Here is a 14757-nt window from a genome sequence, read left to right as displayed (position 1 = left end):
CTGATTTATTTGTCTAATAAAGTAAACGTCTGTTTATTCTGAGTTGTCGAGTCAGAGCCTATGAACACATTAAATTTACCAGGTTCGGCAACATATTGCATTTTATCATTCCAAAATTTTAACATGTTATATTTAATTACAAATTTTATTTGTCCTTTTTCATGCGGTTTTAAAGTAATATTTTCAAAACCGACAAGTTGCTTGACTGGACGGCTCACCGACGCCGTTCTGTCATATAGATACAATTGTACGGTTTGTGTTCCTAGTTTATCACCAATGTTTTCAATATTGGCGGTTACAACTCTTTCACTGTTCTTTGTTATTTCAGTGCTGGATAGAACAAAATCAATGTTGAAATCGGTGTAACTCAAACCAAAACCAAATGGAAATAATGGTTCGTTAGGGCTGTCAAAGTAGGAAGTTGTATATTTACCCATGTTTTTAGCCCCCCTTGGGCGCCCAGTATTTAAATGGCTGTAATAAACGGGGATCTGTCCAACATTATAAGGAAAAGACATAGGTAATTGACCTGAAGGATTATAATCACCAAACAATACATCCGCGATAGCATTACCGCCTTCTGTACCTAAATACCAAGTTTCAAGCATAGCATCAGCTTGGTATATTCGTTAAAGAAAATTTTACTCTATATCGAGTTGATTTTCATATTTAAGACGCTTTAGCAATAGTTATTTTAATTTTTATACTAAAACGTAGTGTTAACCTCAAACTTTTTAACAAGAATAAATTGAATGGTCAAAGGTTAACTTTGCCGACTAATGTCGACAAAAATGGATGTTAATTTGATTAATCCCTAAAATTAGTAAACTGGAACGGTTGTCCAAATTCTCCATTTCGAACTAAAGCCATAGTAGCTTGCAAATCATCTCGAGATTTACCTGTAACACGAACTTGCTCACCTTGTACTTGAGCCTGCACTTTTATTTTGCTATCTTTGATAACCTTTACAATTTTCTTAGCTAACTCTTTATCAATCCCTTGTTTAAGCTTGACAGTAATGCTGTACAGTTTTCCACTGTGTTCCATCTCCTCTGGGATTTCTAAAGCACCACCATCAATACCACGCTTGGCTAATTTATCACGTAAAATATCCAGCAACTGTTGTACTTGGAAGTCAGATTGACTCGTTGCTTTAATCGTTTCATTTTTTTCATTTAATTCAAACGATGCTTCAACGTTTTTGAAATCCCAACGGGTTGCCAACTCTCGCGTAGCATTTTCGACACCGTTTTTAACTTCAGGCATTTGGATTTCAGAGACAATATCAAAAGAAGGCATAAACTCTCCTCTTAGAGTGGTTATAAATATGATTAAATTTAAGAATGAATAAAATATTTGCCGCCTTTCTAATGAGGCGGCATGTAAAGACGATGACAGCTAAATTAATCGATGGTACGTAGTAGTTCGTTAATACCTACTTTACCTAAAGTTTTTGCATCAACTTTTTTAACAATTACTGCACAATATAGGCTATATTTGCCATCTTTAGTTGGTAAGTTACCGGATACCACCACTGAACCTGCTGGTACGCGACCGTAATGGACTTCGCCTGTTGCACGATCATAGATTTTAGTGCTTTGACCAATAAATACGCCCATTGAAATTACGCTACCTTCTTCAACTATTACACCTTCAACGATTTCACTACGAGCACCGATGAAACAGTTATCTTCAATAATTGTTGGGTTAGCTTGTAATGGTTCTAATACGCCACCGATACCTACACCACCAGATAAGTGAACATTTTTACCAATTTGCGCACAAGATCCAACTGTTACCCATGTATCAACCATTGTTCCTTCATCAACATATGCACCAATGTTGACATAAGATGGCATTAACACGGTATTGCGTGCCACATAAGCACCTTTACGCGCAATCGCAGATGGTACAACACGAAAACCTTCTTGTTGGAATCGCGCTTCATCATAATCAGCAAATTTTAATGGTACCTTGTCGTAATAATTGGTTGCACCGCCATCAATAAGTTGGTTTTCATTAATACGGAAAGAGAGCAACACCGCTTTTTTTAACCATTGATGAGTCACCCAATCACCATTAATCTTTTCTGCAACACGCATTTTACCGCTGTCTAATAAAGCGATACATTGATTAATTGCGTCACGTGTTACTGTATCAACATTTGAAGGAGTGATTTCCGCGCGGCGTTCAAAGGCTGCGTCGATAATAGTTTGTAATTGTTGCATCTCGAGTTTCCTTTACTTATAAGTCCGTTAGTAAATATAAAATGGATAAACAGTATAATATAATCTGTCTTGCTTTTTAAGTGGTTTGTCAACACGAATAAGCTCAGCAAGAAAAAAACAAACTTTATTTGGAATAAATTACACAAAATTTTCCTGACTAAAAAACATTTGCTGAGTAAATTGTAGAATTATCCATATCCATTTTAATCACAAAATTATTATGCATACTCAAGGATTTTCATTACTCGAACTTTTGATAATTATAGGTATTAGTTCTATTGTTGCAACGGTAGGCATTCATCATTGGAAAGCAATTGCACTTCGTAATGAATTAGTTTCAACAACACAACAATTAGCTTACTTTTTAAATGAAGTTCAAGTTAAAGCTTATACTGAAAATCAAAATTATAAACTTTTTGTTTTTTCATCCCCGTGGTGTTTAACCATTACCTCAGAAGAACGCCCTGCATCATGTAAACAAGGTGAATTACATTTTATCAAACCGAATAATTCTGTAGAAATTACTGGATTAACTGAGAAAAAACTTATTTACTTTTGGGGAAGACGCAATATGGCACAATCATTTTCCTTAGAACTCTCTAATGAGGTTGGTAAAAGTAAGGTTTTTGTTTCCTACCGTGGACGCATTCGATTTTGCCAGTTGAACAGTTATTTACCTAGTTTACCACCATGTTAAAAGAGTTAGGATTTTCATTACTTGAAATGTTAATCAGCATTACTTTAACAAGCTTGATTGTTATTAGTACAACCTCTTTTTATTATCAATTACAACAAAATACATTGCATTATTATCAAATAACGCATTTACAACAAGCTGTTGAGCAAGCATTAATTGGTTTATCAAAAGATATCAAACGAGCAGGATTTATCGCAGATGATCCGCATAAAATGAAAAATAATGCCCTAGAGATTGTGAACGCTCAAAATTGTATGATTATCCGATATGACAGTGAAGTCCGCCATGATTGGGTCTACGATCCTTGGAATTTGAACAATTCTGATATTTTTACCTATCGCTTTAAAAATAATAATGTTGAATACAGAACAGGTGCAGTGAATTGCAAAGAGACTAAGTGGGAAAAGTTATTCGACCCTGCTGAAATTAAAGTAACGAAATTCGATATTAAACAAAAAAATAACATCATTGAATTATCGATAGGAGCAGAACTAAAAAAACAGAAACACATTAAATATCAGGTGACTAAAATAATCAAAAATGAAAACCTATCTAATACTGAATCAAAATAATGAAAACGGATTTAGCGCGATTATAATGGTCGTTATTTTAATGGTCATTGGATTACTATTATTAACTGGTTTTAATCAACTATTGATTTCCTTGCATAAAACCATTGCTATGGAAACTCGCTATTATCAACGATTCAATCAAGCCAGTTCGGCATTAAATTGGGCGTTAACGCAAGATTGGCAAACACCAACCGATCAGTGGCAATGCTTAACAGACACAAAATACCAATTAAAAGCTTGTTTAAAAAAATCACAATTAAAAGTGGATAATTATCAACTTTTGCGAGGCGAGGCTGACGGTTTCTTTTTATATTCTCTTGCACATTTCAAGGGGACAAAACTGGTTGTAGAAAAAGGTCATTGGTTAGATTACTGTCCTGAAAAAAGGAGTAGTGATTGTGAATAATAAAAATAGTATGGGTTTTAGTTTAATTGAATTAATGATAGCAAGTTTACTATTTTCAATAATTATTCTTGGTTTTATAGGTTTCCAAAAAACACTTATTCATCAGCATCATTATCTTTCTAATCGGTTACAAGCAGAACAAATAGCGTTTGAACTCCTTGAAAGTTATCCGGATATTGCTAACCATATCATTCCAAATGGTTGGCAATATACGCTACAAAGCGATCCATACAATAGTAGATGCAAAATGGTTTTAGTTACTGTTACACCGAACAATCTTAAATCAGTAAAACAAAAACGGCTATTTTGTAATTAACTATCGATATTGAATACTGAAAACAATGAAATTACACATCATCAGATGAGCAATTTAACCAATCATGTAGAAGTTGCAAAACTTGTTGTGTTTTTTCAGCATGAACATTATGTCCTGCACCTTCTATCGTAACAATTTTAGCATTAGGAAATTGAGCATAAATAGTATCTTGATATTTGTCGGCTAAATAAACCGAATTCCCTCCACGAATAAATAAAATTGGTTTTAAACATGGCGAAGTGGATGGTATGGTTTGCCAGTCGCAAATATTAGCATATTGATCATTGATAGTTTGTAAATTAAATAACCAATGTTGGTTTTTGTAAGATTTTAATAAAAATAAACAAGTAGCTTCGCTAAGACCGGCTTCTTGCATAACTGCCATAATTTGCTTTCTATCGGTGATTTGGTTATTAAGGCAATACATTAAAGTTCTTAATATAATGGCATTGGGCGAACTGCTATATTTTACTGGTGCAATATCAATTACAACGATTTTTTGGATGAGCTGCGGTATAACTTGTGATAATTGCATCGCTACTTTGCCCCCCATAGAGTGACCAATTAAAATTATGTCTTTTAATTGAAGTTCATGACAAAGGTCAGCTACATCTTGCGCCATAGCGGGATAATTTATTTGATCAGACCAAGGAGATTGCCCATGATTGCGCAAATCAACTTGAATTGTTTGATAATCAGATACCAGATCTTTGGCTAACATATTTAAATTATCTAAACTACCAAACACACCATGCAGAAAAACAATTGGCTGCCCTATACCTTGCAATTTATAATTTAATTTCATATTCCAACTTAGTCTTTTATAGTTAAATATTAATATTATATAGTTATTGCTAAAGTCACCAACTATTAATTCAATAACAATAATCTCTATAACTATGATAAAATCTTGAAACAGTTTTTAAAAAAGTGTTAAATCGTATGTTTCAAAATAATCCGCTACTTGCACAACTAAAGCAAGAACTTCATCAACAAACACCTCGTATTGAAGGTACCGTCCGAGCCCATGAGAAAGGATTTGGTTTTTTAGATGTTGATAATAAAACCAGTTATTTCATTACTGCAAATAAAATGAAAACAGTATGCAATGGCGATAAAGTATCTGGAACAGTAATTGAAAGTGGTGATAAAAAGGTTTTTGAGCCAGAATCATTAATTGAAAGCCCCCTACAAAGATTTATAGGAAAAGTTGGTTTTCAAGAGCGAACAATGGTTATTTATCCTGAAAACATGCCTGCAAATTTAGCCATTCGCTGTAAAATTAACAAACAAATTCAAGAAAAACTTAAAGAAGATGATTGGGTCGTTGCCAAATTGATTTCTCATCCTCTTGAAGAAGGTAAAAATAATTTTGTAGCGGAAATTACGCATTTTATTGCTGAAAATAGTTCAATCTATCTACCTTGGTTAAAAACTCTGGCTCGATATAATTTAGAAGATAATTCACCACAGCCAGATACATTAACAATTGATGAAAATGAACTGACTAATCGTCAAGATTTAACCGATATAAACTTTTTTACCATAGATAGCGAATATACAGAAGATATGGATGATGCCATTGCCGTTTCAAAGGACGAGCAAGGTAATTACCAACTGAAAGTCGCTATTGCAGATCCAACTGCGTATATTTTACAAGACAGTCAACTTGATAAAATTGCTAAACAAAGAAATTTCACAACTTATTTACCCGATTTTAATATTCCAATGCTACCTAAAGAGTTAGCGAATGATCTTTGTTCTTTAAAGGAAAACCAAAAACGACCAGCGCTAGTATGCAATATTAATATCGATGCAAATGGTATAATAGATGAAAATAGTATCACTTTTATGCCCGCATTTATCGAATCAAAAGCGAAACTTTCTTATAATAATGTTTCAGACTTTTTAGAAAATATTGATGATTTGCTATCTAATAACGCAACCTTACCCGAACAACTCAATTTATTATCATCTTTGGCAAAAATTAGAACCATTTGGAGACAAAACAATGCGTTAGTATTCAAAGACAGCAATGATTATCGTTTTGTGCTTGATGAAAACCGTCATGTAAAATCCATCAATAAAGAATCTCGTCGAATTGCTAGTCAAATTGTTGAAGAGGTCATGATTATTGCTAATCAAGCCTTAACCTTGCTATTAAATAATAAAGTTGGATTTGGTATATTTAATATTCATTCAGGTTTTGACATTAAATTCATTGATCAAATTCTGAAAGTTTTAACCAATCATGGTATTGAAGGATTTGATAAAGAATCTTTATTATCTTTCGATGGGTATATCAAATTACGACGAATTATTGATGATGATGCGTTTTTAACAGCTCGGCTCCGTAAATGTCAAAGTCCTGCCGATTTTTCTATTCAACCACAACCTCATTTTGGCTTAGGATTAACTGCTTACGCAACTTGGACATCACCAATACGCAAATATGGAGATATGATTAATCATCGTTTAATCAAAAATTATTTACGTTCACAAACCTTGAATGAACCCGATAAAGAGCAGTTGAAAATCATGAATGAAAGGCGCAAATTATTACGTTATGCTGAACGTGATATCGCTGAAAATCTTTATGTTCAATATTTATCGGATAAAATTGGTGATAATTTTGTTGCTGAAATTGTCGATATCAACCGCGGCGGTGCTCGTCTACGTTTAACTGATATTGGTGCATTTGTATTTTTACCACTTTCAATAATTCACCCTAATCGAGAGGAAATAGTTTCAAGTCCTGAAGAGGGTGTCATTAAAATTAATAACAATATCTGCTATAAACTTTCAGATACCCTTACTGTGAAGATACATCAAGTTAAGAAAGAGAATCAATCAATAATAGTAAAATTAGTTACAGATGAATAATTGAATTATCTTATTTTTTCAACAACCCCTAGTTTTACATAGGGGTTCCCTAACTAATAATTAATGATATTTTAACGCTTAGATACTTTTTTTTCTTGATAATATCTGATATCTTTCTTCATCCATTAAAATATTTGTATCAACTAAAATAAACAAGATTCAGAGGGTGCTATGTTATCAATTCATGGACATGAAGTCTTACAAATGATGGCTGGTAATAACTATACAGAATCATCTCTACTTGAAGCCATTGAAAAACGGTTTGGCAAAAATGCTAAATTTCACACTTGCTCTGAAGCTAATATGAATGCTGAACAACTCATCTGCTTTTTAAAGTTAAAAGGTAAGTTCAAACCTGTTAATAATTCTGGATTTACGATCAACGAAATAAAAATCTGTCGTCATTAACTCTGTAAGATATTAGTGAATGTTCAGTATGCTTTTTTTACACTTTTAACTAATCAGTTAGTGTATTTAATAGAATATGAGTATATAATTTCGCGCAGATCTAGCCTGCCCAAAAATTACAACTCGAAAAATATATTCATGGAATTTATATATGAAATTAAGTAATATTTTTATATGCGCAATGGTTCCTATCTTTATTGCCAGTTGTGCGCATAAATCGGCTACACCAATAAAAGCTACACCAATAAAAATTGAAGAGCCACCACAGATTGAAACGGATCCATTATCTGTGCTAATGCAACATACAGAATCGAATAACCCTTATGTGGTTAATGCAAAAGATCAATTACAAAAACTACTCCAATCACAAAATTTTAATGAATACATTTCTAATGAAGGTATTTTAAAGTGTATTAACGACCCAAACCAATCAGCTTGTGTTTTAAATTTTTACCTTAATGAATATTATGAATTGAAATATGATATTCAAATTAGAAAAGTCATTGAAGATAAACAAATTGAACACAAAATTGAATTAAGTAAAATCAATGCTACCCAAGCAAATATTAAAAAATATTGCGACCTTTCAGCTGATTTTACAGCAGCCATCTATACCAACGACAATAATAAAATTTCTACTTTTCAAACTTTATTCAAAATGAATAAAGGAGACTTATCAATCTTGCATACTAAAATTCTTAAGGATAATTATTCTCACTTTTTGATTGACGAAAATCCAAGTATTCTTCAAGAAATGAAGACAGAATTTATGGAAAAGTGTGTGAATGATCCTAAAAATAACATTATCAATTATTTAAATATTTTCCGATAATCTTAATGCGAGTTTTTATGTATAATTTATTACCCATCAGTCAGTTCATTAAAACATTAACGTGCAAAATGTTTTGCATAGTTTCAGCTCTTTGTATTAGTTTTTCTTCATACGCTTTTTCGTTTAATGATGTTGTCATACAAGCAGAAAAGTTAGCAAAGAAAAGTTATATACAACCCTCTAAAAACATACCCAATGAATTAGCCGCTTTACAATTTGCTGATTATCAGAAAATTCAATTTAATCATGAAAAAGCTTATTGGAATGATAAAAAAACTCGTTTTAAATTAGAGTTCTATCATGAAGGGATGTATTTTGATACTCCTGTCAAAATCAATGAAATTGTCAATAATCAGGTTAATGAAATTAAATTTGATCCGAGTTATTTTGATTTAAGTAAAGTCGGATTAGATCATCTAAACACGAAAAAACTTGGATTTGCTGGATTTAAAGTTCATTATCCAATAAACAACCCAACTAAAACCGATGATGAAATTTTTACAGCTCTTGGTGGCAGCTATTTCCGAGCAGTTGGAAAAGATCAACGATATGGTTTATCTGCTCGAGGATTAGCGATTGATACTGGTGAGATGACTGGTGAAGAGTTCCCTCGTTTTAAAGAGTTTTGGATCGAAAGACCATCACCTAAACAAAAGCATTTAGTGATTTATGCTTTACTTGATTCACCTCGCGTAACGGGTGCTTATAAACTTATTTTGGTACCTAGTGTGGATACAACAATAACTGTACAAGCTAAAATATTTTTCCGCGATTCAGTGAAAAAACTTGGCATTGCACCTTTAACTAGCATGTATTTGTTTGGCCCAAATCAGCCATCGCCTTTATTAAATTATCGACCTGCAATGCATGACTCTAATGGATTATCCATTTTATCAAACAGTGGTGAATGGATATGGCGACCATTAAATAATCCAAAACGGTTATCTTTTTCTTCATATAGTCTCGAAGATCCTAAAGGTTTTGGATTGATTCAACGAGATAATGGATTTGAAGATTACCAAGATCTTGATGATCATTATGAATTGCGTCCTAGCGTTTGGACAGAAATCTTAGGCAATTGGCAAAAAGGTCGGGTTGAACTGGTTGAAATCCCTACAGCAGATGAAACAAACGATAATATCGTTTCATTCTGGGTGCCTGAAAAACATTATAAAGCTGGTGATAGTCTTGATGTTAAGTACCGATTACACTATTCATTAAATGAAAAGCAACGTTATCCCGATAATGTAACTAGAGCAATTAGCACTCGATTATCATTAGGTGATATAAAGCAAGCAAATTTAATTCGTAAACTTGATGGTTCGAACGCTTATGTTATTGACTTTGCTGGTCTTAATTTATCAGAACAAGATCCTGTTAAAGCAATATCAAGCATCAATAACGGATCTATTGTGAGCTGTGATGTACAATATAATTCTGTAACAAAAGGTTGGCGAGTTCTTATTCGGTTTAATGTTCAAGACAATAAAAAACCAACGGATATTCGTGTCCAATTAGCTTCAGAAAAAACGAATCAGATTTTATCTGAAACTTGGAGTGGTCAATATCCAGGGCAATAACGATAATAAGATAACATAATGAAAAAAGATTACTTTGCTACTCTTTCTGGCGCAGATGATTGGCGCCAGAAATCAAATAACAATGGAATTGAGCCAAATGATACTGAGTTTCTGAAATATCGCCTAAATCAAATTGGCGACACATCAAACTATATTGATGAAAGGAATCAGCAGCCCAGTTATCCAAAAGTTGAACGCGTTTCGATTCAACCACAAAAATGGAACAAACGCTATAAAGCCAATTTCAAAGCTAGAGTTAATCTCATCGCAGTTATTCGTCGCTTAATAATGTTTGCACTAATTGTAATACAAACATATTTCGGGACTACCTATCTATCGACACTGTTACCTTATCAAAGCTGGGAAAAAATTAATTTCATGGCTAATTGGGTGAATAATCCTAAATTAGCCATATACAGCATTATTCCTTATATTATACAAGGATTTATTATTTTCCTATTTGCTATTTTGTTTGCTTGGATTTCAATTGGTTTTTGGACAAGCGTTATGGGACTAATTTTAGCTGTAATAAGAAAAGACCGTTATACTATTGAGATCCCTAAAGATGCAGCAAAACACATTGATGATAATCATCGTACTGCGTTAGTTATGCCAATTTGTAATGAAGATGTAGCACGAGTTTTTGCTGGATTACAAGCGACCTATCAATCTTTGGTTGAAACCGGTCACGCGGATTGCTGTGATTTCTATATTTTAAGCGATACAAATGATCCCGATCTTTATGTTAATGAATTAAAAGCATGGGCAGATTTTAACGCTCAAAAAGATAATAATGGATGCAATATTTTTTACCGACATCGTAAACGCCGAGTAAAACGTAAAAGTGGTAATATTGATGATTTTTGTCGACGCTGGGGACATTTATATGAATATATGTTAATACTTGACGCCGACAGTATTATGACTGGTGATTGTATTTTAAATATGATTGCCATGATGGAAATGACACCTAAAGCGGGCATATTACAGTCACCGCCGAAATCAGTTAGAATGAAAACGCTTTATGGTCGAATTCAACAATTTGCCAATCAGATTTACAGTGATATTTTTTGTGCAGGGACCCATTTTTGGCAACTTAGCGAAGCACAGTATTGGGGACACAATGCCATGATTCGCTTAAAACCTTTTATTGAACACTGTATTTTATCCCCATTACAAAAACGTAAAGGGTCGATTCATATTTTGTCACACGATCTTGTTGAAGCTACATTGATGAGACGTGCAGGATATGGAGTTTGGATCGCCTATAATATGAATGGCAGTTACGAAGAACTACCAGGCAATATGATTGAAGATCTAAAACGAGATAACCGTTGGTGTATGGGGAACTTAATTAATTTAAGATTGATTTTTAAAAGTGGTATAACTTTAACACATAGAGTTATGTTTTTAACGAGTGGAATGGCTTATATTTCATCATTATTATGGTTAATATTTTTATTTTTCTCAACGCTGCTTTTATTAGTTTTTAATTTATCTGATCAACAATATTTTTTCCAACCTAACCAATTTTATCCGACATGGCCAAGATGGGATGAAAATTTGGCATTACAATTGTTATCTACGACGATGGTATTATTGTTTGCGCCTAAATTCTTTAGTTATGGCATTATCATCGCTAAAACAGGTGCCAAAGATGTGGGGGGAATTTTCAAGCTGACTTTATCAATATTCATCGAAATGTTCTGGTCGATGATATTAGCCCCTATTCGTATGATATTCCATAGTAAGTTCGTGCTAAAAGCATGGCTAGGCAGTAAAATTCAATGGAAATCACCGTCAAGAAACGATGATGCTTTAACATGGGGGGAATCTTTCTATTTTTGTTGGACTCTCTCTTTATTAGGCATTATTTGGCTTGGCGTAATTATTTGGTTAAATCCTCAGTTTACTTACTGGTATATTGCTATTCTAATTCCACTGACTATTTCGCCATTAGTGATTAGAATTTCAGGATTATCAAGCATTGGCATGAAAGCTAAAAAATTAGGTTTATTTTTAACGCCAGAAGAAACTCATCCAGCTAAAGCTGTGACCATGACGGGAGAATATCTAGTTAAAACGGAAGCTAATATCGTTGAACATGGTTTTATCATGGCATTAGTTGATCCTATTTACAATGCGTTAGCTTGTACATTATCCACTTCTCGCCATTTACCTAATATAAAAATTGAGCAAAGACGTTTTGAGTTAATTGAGCAATTTAAACAAGCTGATTTAGAAAAAATTAATAAAGAACAACAGCTAGCAATTTTAGAAGATCCAATTATTCTTTCTGAGCTACATCAGCATATTTGGCAGCTTCAAGAAAAGTACGACAATTTATTCACTTTATGGCAAAATGAACGTCAATAATAAAAAATAGGGCTTAAGCCCTATTTTTCTTCTTTTAGTAATTGATCAAAATCCATGGATATTTTTTATGACTTGGCAACCTTCCGCATCTATCAATAACCTACTCAAGCGCGCAAAAATTATTTCACAAGTACGACAATTTTTTACTGATCGCTGTATATTGGAAGTCGAAACGCCGACCTTGAGCCAATATGCCGTTACTGATGTGCATTTGAGCTCTTTCTCTACTACTTTTTTTAGACCAGGTGAATTCGACGCACAACTTGGGCGAAAAATGTCATTAATTACCAGTCCAGAATATCACATGAAGCGTTTATTAGCTGCCGGGAGTGGTCCAATCTATCAGATCTGTAAATGTTTTCGCAATCATGAGGAAATCAGCGATTTTCATAATCCTGAATTTACTATGCTTGAATGGTATCGAATTCAATTTGATATGATGCAAATGATTAATGAAGTTGATGATCTATTACAAACAATTTTAGATTGTGAGCCAGCAGAACGTGTTTCTTATCAAAAAGCGTTTCAACGTCACCTTAATATTGATCCATTAGAAGCAGATCAAGCAACGTTAGTTAACGCAGTTAATCAGCTCAATATCGGGATTAAAACAGAAGAGTTTGATAGAGATGGTTTATTGCAATGTTTATTTACTTTTGGCGTTGAACCCCATATTGGTCATGATAAACCGATTGCCGTATATAACTTCCCTGCTTCACAAGCAGCATTAGCCACAATTAGCAGTGAAGATCATCGCGTTGCTGGGCGCTTTGAATTCTATTATAAAGGTGTTGAACTTGCTAATGGTTTTAAGGAATTAACAAACCCTCAAGAACAAAGACTACGTTTTGAACAAAACAATCAAGATAGACTCAATCTGAATCTTCCTCAACAAGAAATCGATATTGATCTGTTAGCTGCAATGGAAAATGGTCTACCTGACTGTGCAGGCGTTGCGGTAGGTTTAGATCGCTTAATCATGTTAGCGCTTGATTCAAAGAAACTAGATGATGTAATTTCATTTACCTTTGAAAGGGCTTAGTGATGATAAGTAATTTTGGTCTTACTGAGTGGGTCGCGATTATTCTTGGAATAGTGTCATTGATTTTATTAATTTTATTAGTTAAATCACAGCTACTTATTAATAATTCAAACCAATTATTTAATTTACAACTTTCTCAGATAAGACAAGAGAATCAAACATTAACTAATGAATTAAATCAGCTTGAGAGTGAATTAAACCAATATCGACAACAAAATGTCGCGCAACTTGCTACTATTAGCGAACTAAAAACGCGTTTAGAAGAAACGCGTAATGCAGCCCATGAACGCCAGACAATACTTGAGCAAAGTGAACAACGACTTACAACTCAGTTTGAAAACTTAGCCAATCGTATATTTGAGCACAGTGGTAAAAAAATTGAACAACAAAATAAGCAAAGCCTTAATTTTTTATTATCACCATTAAAAGATCAATTGGAGAGCTTTAAAAAGCAAGTGCAAGATAGTTTTGGCGAAGAAGCAAAAGAACGCCATACACTTACTCATGAGATTCGCAATTTACAGCAACTGAATCAACAAATGACTAAAGAGGCAACCAATCTCACTAATGCTTTAAAAGGTAACAATAAAATTCAAGGAAATTGGGGAGAGTTTATACTTAGCCAAATACTTGATAATTCGGGTTTAAGATTAGGTTATGAATATGATACACAGGTCAATTTAACCAATGAAAATAACCAACGTTTACAACCTGACGTCATTGTACATCTACCTCAAGGAGGTGATGTGGTTATTGATTCAAAAGTGACACTAGTAGCATATGAACGTTATTTCAATAATGATGAAGAAATTGTAAAAACCAAAGCATTATCCGATCATTTAACTGCGGTACGTAACCATTTAAAGCAACTCAGTCAAAAAGATTATCATAAATTAATTGGCATTAATTCATTAGATTATATATTAATGTTTATCCCTGTAGAGCCAGCATTCTTATGTGCTATTGATAGTGATCCATCTTTGATTAATGATGCGCTCAAAAATAACATTATGATTGTCAGCCCAACCACTCTTTTAGTTGCCTTACGTACGATTCATAATTTATGGCGTTATGAGCACCAAAATCGTAATGCAGAGCTAATTGCAGATAAAGCAAGTAAATTGTATGATAAAGTCCGCGGTTTTGTTGAAGACATGGAAACCCTTGGTAGCACACTTGATAAAGCTCAACAAACTTATCAAAATTCTCTTAATAAGCTGTCCAAAGGTCGCGGTAATATTATTGGTCAAATTGAGCGATTTCGTGAATTAGGAGTAGAAGTTAAAAAACCAATTAATCCAGACATTGCATTATTATCTGTAGATGAACTTAACCGAAATAAAGATTAAATATCTTACTGCGATGGCTAATCAATTAAATTAACGTTGTTGAATTTACGTTTTTTAAAGTACATTGT

Annotated in this window: 14 protein-coding genes and 1 pseudogene; 11 read left to right on the top strand and 4 right to left on the bottom strand. The window is 33.4% G+C overall.

Features of this window, described 5'->3' with window-relative positions; all coding sequences use genetic code 11:
• Window positions 1-5: 5 nt before the first annotated feature.
• The 3 genes and pseudogenes from A9G17_RS11115 to dapD all read right to left on the bottom strand — a co-directional run.
• Window positions 6-620 (bottom strand): annotated as a pseudogene (locus A9G17_RS11115) (glycoside hydrolase family 3 C-terminal domain-containing protein); the annotation flags it as partial.
• Between the two features lie 187 nt (window positions 621-807).
• Window positions 808-1299, bottom strand: a complete 492-nt coding sequence (locus tag A9G17_RS11110; RefSeq protein WP_065738761.1) for a YajQ family cyclic di-GMP-binding protein — start codon at window positions 1297-1299, stop codon at window positions 808-810.
• A gap of 104 nt (window positions 1300-1403) precedes the next feature.
• Window positions 1404-2228: a 2,3,4,5-tetrahydropyridine-2,6-dicarboxylate N-succinyltransferase gene (gene dapD, locus A9G17_RS11105; RefSeq protein ID WP_065738760.1), complete on the bottom strand. Its 825-nt coding sequence runs from the start codon at window positions 2226-2228 to the stop codon at window positions 1404-1406.
• A gap of 220 nt (window positions 2229-2448) precedes the next feature.
• On the opposite strand from dapD, the gene A9G17_RS11100 reads away from it, so the two are divergent.
• The 4 genes from A9G17_RS11100 to A9G17_RS11085 are packed head-to-tail and all read left to right on the top strand — an operon-like array spanning window position 2449 to window position 4219.
• A complete protein-coding gene (locus A9G17_RS11100; protein WP_065738759.1) occupies window positions 2449-2925 on the top strand; it encodes a prepilin-type N-terminal cleavage/methylation domain-containing protein in 477 nt (158 codons plus the stop codon).
• Window positions 2919-3497 carry a prepilin peptidase-dependent protein gene (locus A9G17_RS11095; protein WP_065738758.1) on the top strand — a complete coding sequence of 193 codons (579 nt, stop codon included), beginning with the start codon at window positions 2919-2921 and terminating at the stop codon, window positions 3495-3497. The genes A9G17_RS11100 and A9G17_RS11095 overlap by 7 nt, the downstream gene beginning before the upstream one ends.
• Window positions 3466-3903 (top strand): DUF2509 family protein, encoded by a 438-nt coding sequence (locus A9G17_RS11090; protein WP_065738757.1) that lies wholly within the window; start codon window positions 3466-3468, stop codon window positions 3901-3903. The genes A9G17_RS11095 and A9G17_RS11090 overlap by 32 nt, the downstream gene beginning before the upstream one ends.
• Complete coding sequence (locus A9G17_RS11085; protein ID WP_065738756.1) at window positions 3896-4219, top strand: type IV pilus modification PilV family protein; 324 nt, start codon at window positions 3896-3898, stop codon at window positions 4217-4219. Before A9G17_RS11090 ends, A9G17_RS11085 begins: the two co-directional genes overlap by 8 nt.
• 31 nt (window positions 4220-4250) lie before the next feature.
• On the opposite strand, the gene A9G17_RS11080 is transcribed toward A9G17_RS11085, so the two are convergent.
• Entirely contained in the window at window positions 4251-5024 is a 774-nt protein-coding gene (locus A9G17_RS11080; protein ID WP_065738755.1) for an alpha/beta fold hydrolase, read from the bottom strand.
• 137 nt (window positions 5025-5161) lie between these two features.
• On the opposite strand from A9G17_RS11080, the gene A9G17_RS11075 reads away from it, so the two are divergent.
• The 7 genes from A9G17_RS11075 (at window position 5162) to rmuC (ending at window position 14689) form a co-directional block, all read left to right on the top strand.
• Complete coding sequence (locus A9G17_RS11075; protein WP_065738754.1) at window positions 5162-7102, top strand: exoribonuclease II; 1941 nt, start codon at window positions 5162-5164, stop codon at window positions 7100-7102.
• A 171-nt stretch (window positions 7103-7273) separates the two neighbouring features.
• Window positions 7274-7510 carry a YecH family metal-binding protein gene (locus tag A9G17_RS11070; protein WP_065738753.1) on the top strand — a complete coding sequence of 79 codons (237 nt, stop codon included), beginning with the start codon at window positions 7274-7276 and terminating at the stop codon, window positions 7508-7510.
• 151 nt (window positions 7511-7661) lie between these two features.
• Window positions 7662-8342, top strand: a complete 681-nt coding sequence (locus A9G17_RS11065; RefSeq protein ID WP_065738752.1) for a hypothetical protein — start codon at window positions 7662-7664, stop codon at window positions 8340-8342.
• A gap of 68 nt (window positions 8343-8410) precedes the next feature.
• Window positions 8411-9922, top strand: a complete 1512-nt coding sequence (locus A9G17_RS11060; protein ID WP_065739154.1) for a glucan biosynthesis protein G — start codon at window positions 8411-8413, stop codon at window positions 9920-9922.
• A gap of 18 nt (window positions 9923-9940) precedes the next feature.
• Window positions 9941-12298: a glucans biosynthesis glucosyltransferase MdoH gene (mdoH, locus tag A9G17_RS11055; RefSeq protein ID WP_065738751.1), complete on the top strand. Its 2358-nt coding sequence runs from the start codon at window positions 9941-9943 to the stop codon at window positions 12296-12298.
• Window positions 12299-12365: 67 nt separating this feature from the next.
• The gene (gene epmA, locus A9G17_RS11050; protein WP_065738750.1) at window positions 12366-13340 is read left to right on the top strand and encodes an elongation factor P--(R)-beta-lysine ligase; all 975 of its coding nucleotides are present in this window, start codon (window positions 12366-12368) and stop codon (window positions 13338-13340) included.
• 2 nt (window positions 13341-13342) lie between these two features.
• On the top strand, window positions 13343-14689 hold the full coding sequence (gene rmuC, locus A9G17_RS11045) for a DNA recombination protein RmuC (protein ID WP_065738749.1): 1347 nt from the start codon (window positions 13343-13345) through the stop codon (window positions 14687-14689).
• Window positions 14690-14757: the final 68 nt, after the last annotated feature.

The organism is Gilliamella sp. wkB7 (genome assembly GCF_001693435.1).
GTDB lineage: Bacteria > Pseudomonadota > Gammaproteobacteria > Enterobacterales > Orbaceae > Gilliamella > Gilliamella apicola_N.
This window is presented reverse-complemented; position numbering and strand designations above follow the sequence as displayed.

Coding starts and splice junctions, on each gene's coding strand:
- A9G17_RS11110 (WP_065738761.1), bottom strand. CDS start 1,299: ATGCCTTCTTTTGATATTGTCTCTGAAATCCAAATGCCTGAAGTTAAA.
- dapD (WP_065738760.1), bottom strand. CDS start 2,228: ATGCAACAATTACAAACTATTATCGACGCAGCCTTTGAACGCCGCGCG.
- A9G17_RS11100 (WP_065738759.1), top strand. CDS start 2,449: ATGCATACTCAAGGATTTTCATTACTCGAACTTTTGATAATTATAGGT.
- A9G17_RS11095 (WP_065738758.1), top strand. CDS start 2,919: ATGTTAAAAGAGTTAGGATTTTCATTACTTGAAATGTTAATCAGCATT.
- A9G17_RS11090 (WP_065738757.1), top strand. CDS start 3,466: ATGAAAACCTATCTAATACTGAATCAAAATAATGAAAACGGATTTAGC.
- A9G17_RS11080 (WP_065738755.1), bottom strand. CDS start 5,024: ATGAAATTAAATTATAAATTGCAAGGTATAGGGCAGCCAATTGTTTTT.
- A9G17_RS11075 (WP_065738754.1), top strand. CDS start 5,162: ATGTTTCAAAATAATCCGCTACTTGCACAACTAAAGCAAGAACTTCAT.
- A9G17_RS11070 (WP_065738753.1), top strand. CDS start 7,274: ATGTTATCAATTCATGGACATGAAGTCTTACAAATGATGGCTGGTAAT.
- A9G17_RS11065 (WP_065738752.1), top strand. CDS start 7,662: ATGAAATTAAGTAATATTTTTATATGCGCAATGGTTCCTATCTTTATT.
- A9G17_RS11060 (WP_065739154.1), top strand. CDS start 8,411: ATGTTTTGCATAGTTTCAGCTCTTTGTATTAGTTTTTCTTCATACGCT.
- mdoH (WP_065738751.1), top strand. CDS start 9,941: ATGAAAAAAGATTACTTTGCTACTCTTTCTGGCGCAGATGATTGGCGC.
- epmA (WP_065738750.1), top strand. CDS start 12,366: ATGACTTGGCAACCTTCCGCATCTATCAATAACCTACTCAAGCGCGCA.
- rmuC (WP_065738749.1), top strand. CDS start 13,343: ATGATAAGTAATTTTGGTCTTACTGAGTGGGTCGCGATTATTCTTGGA.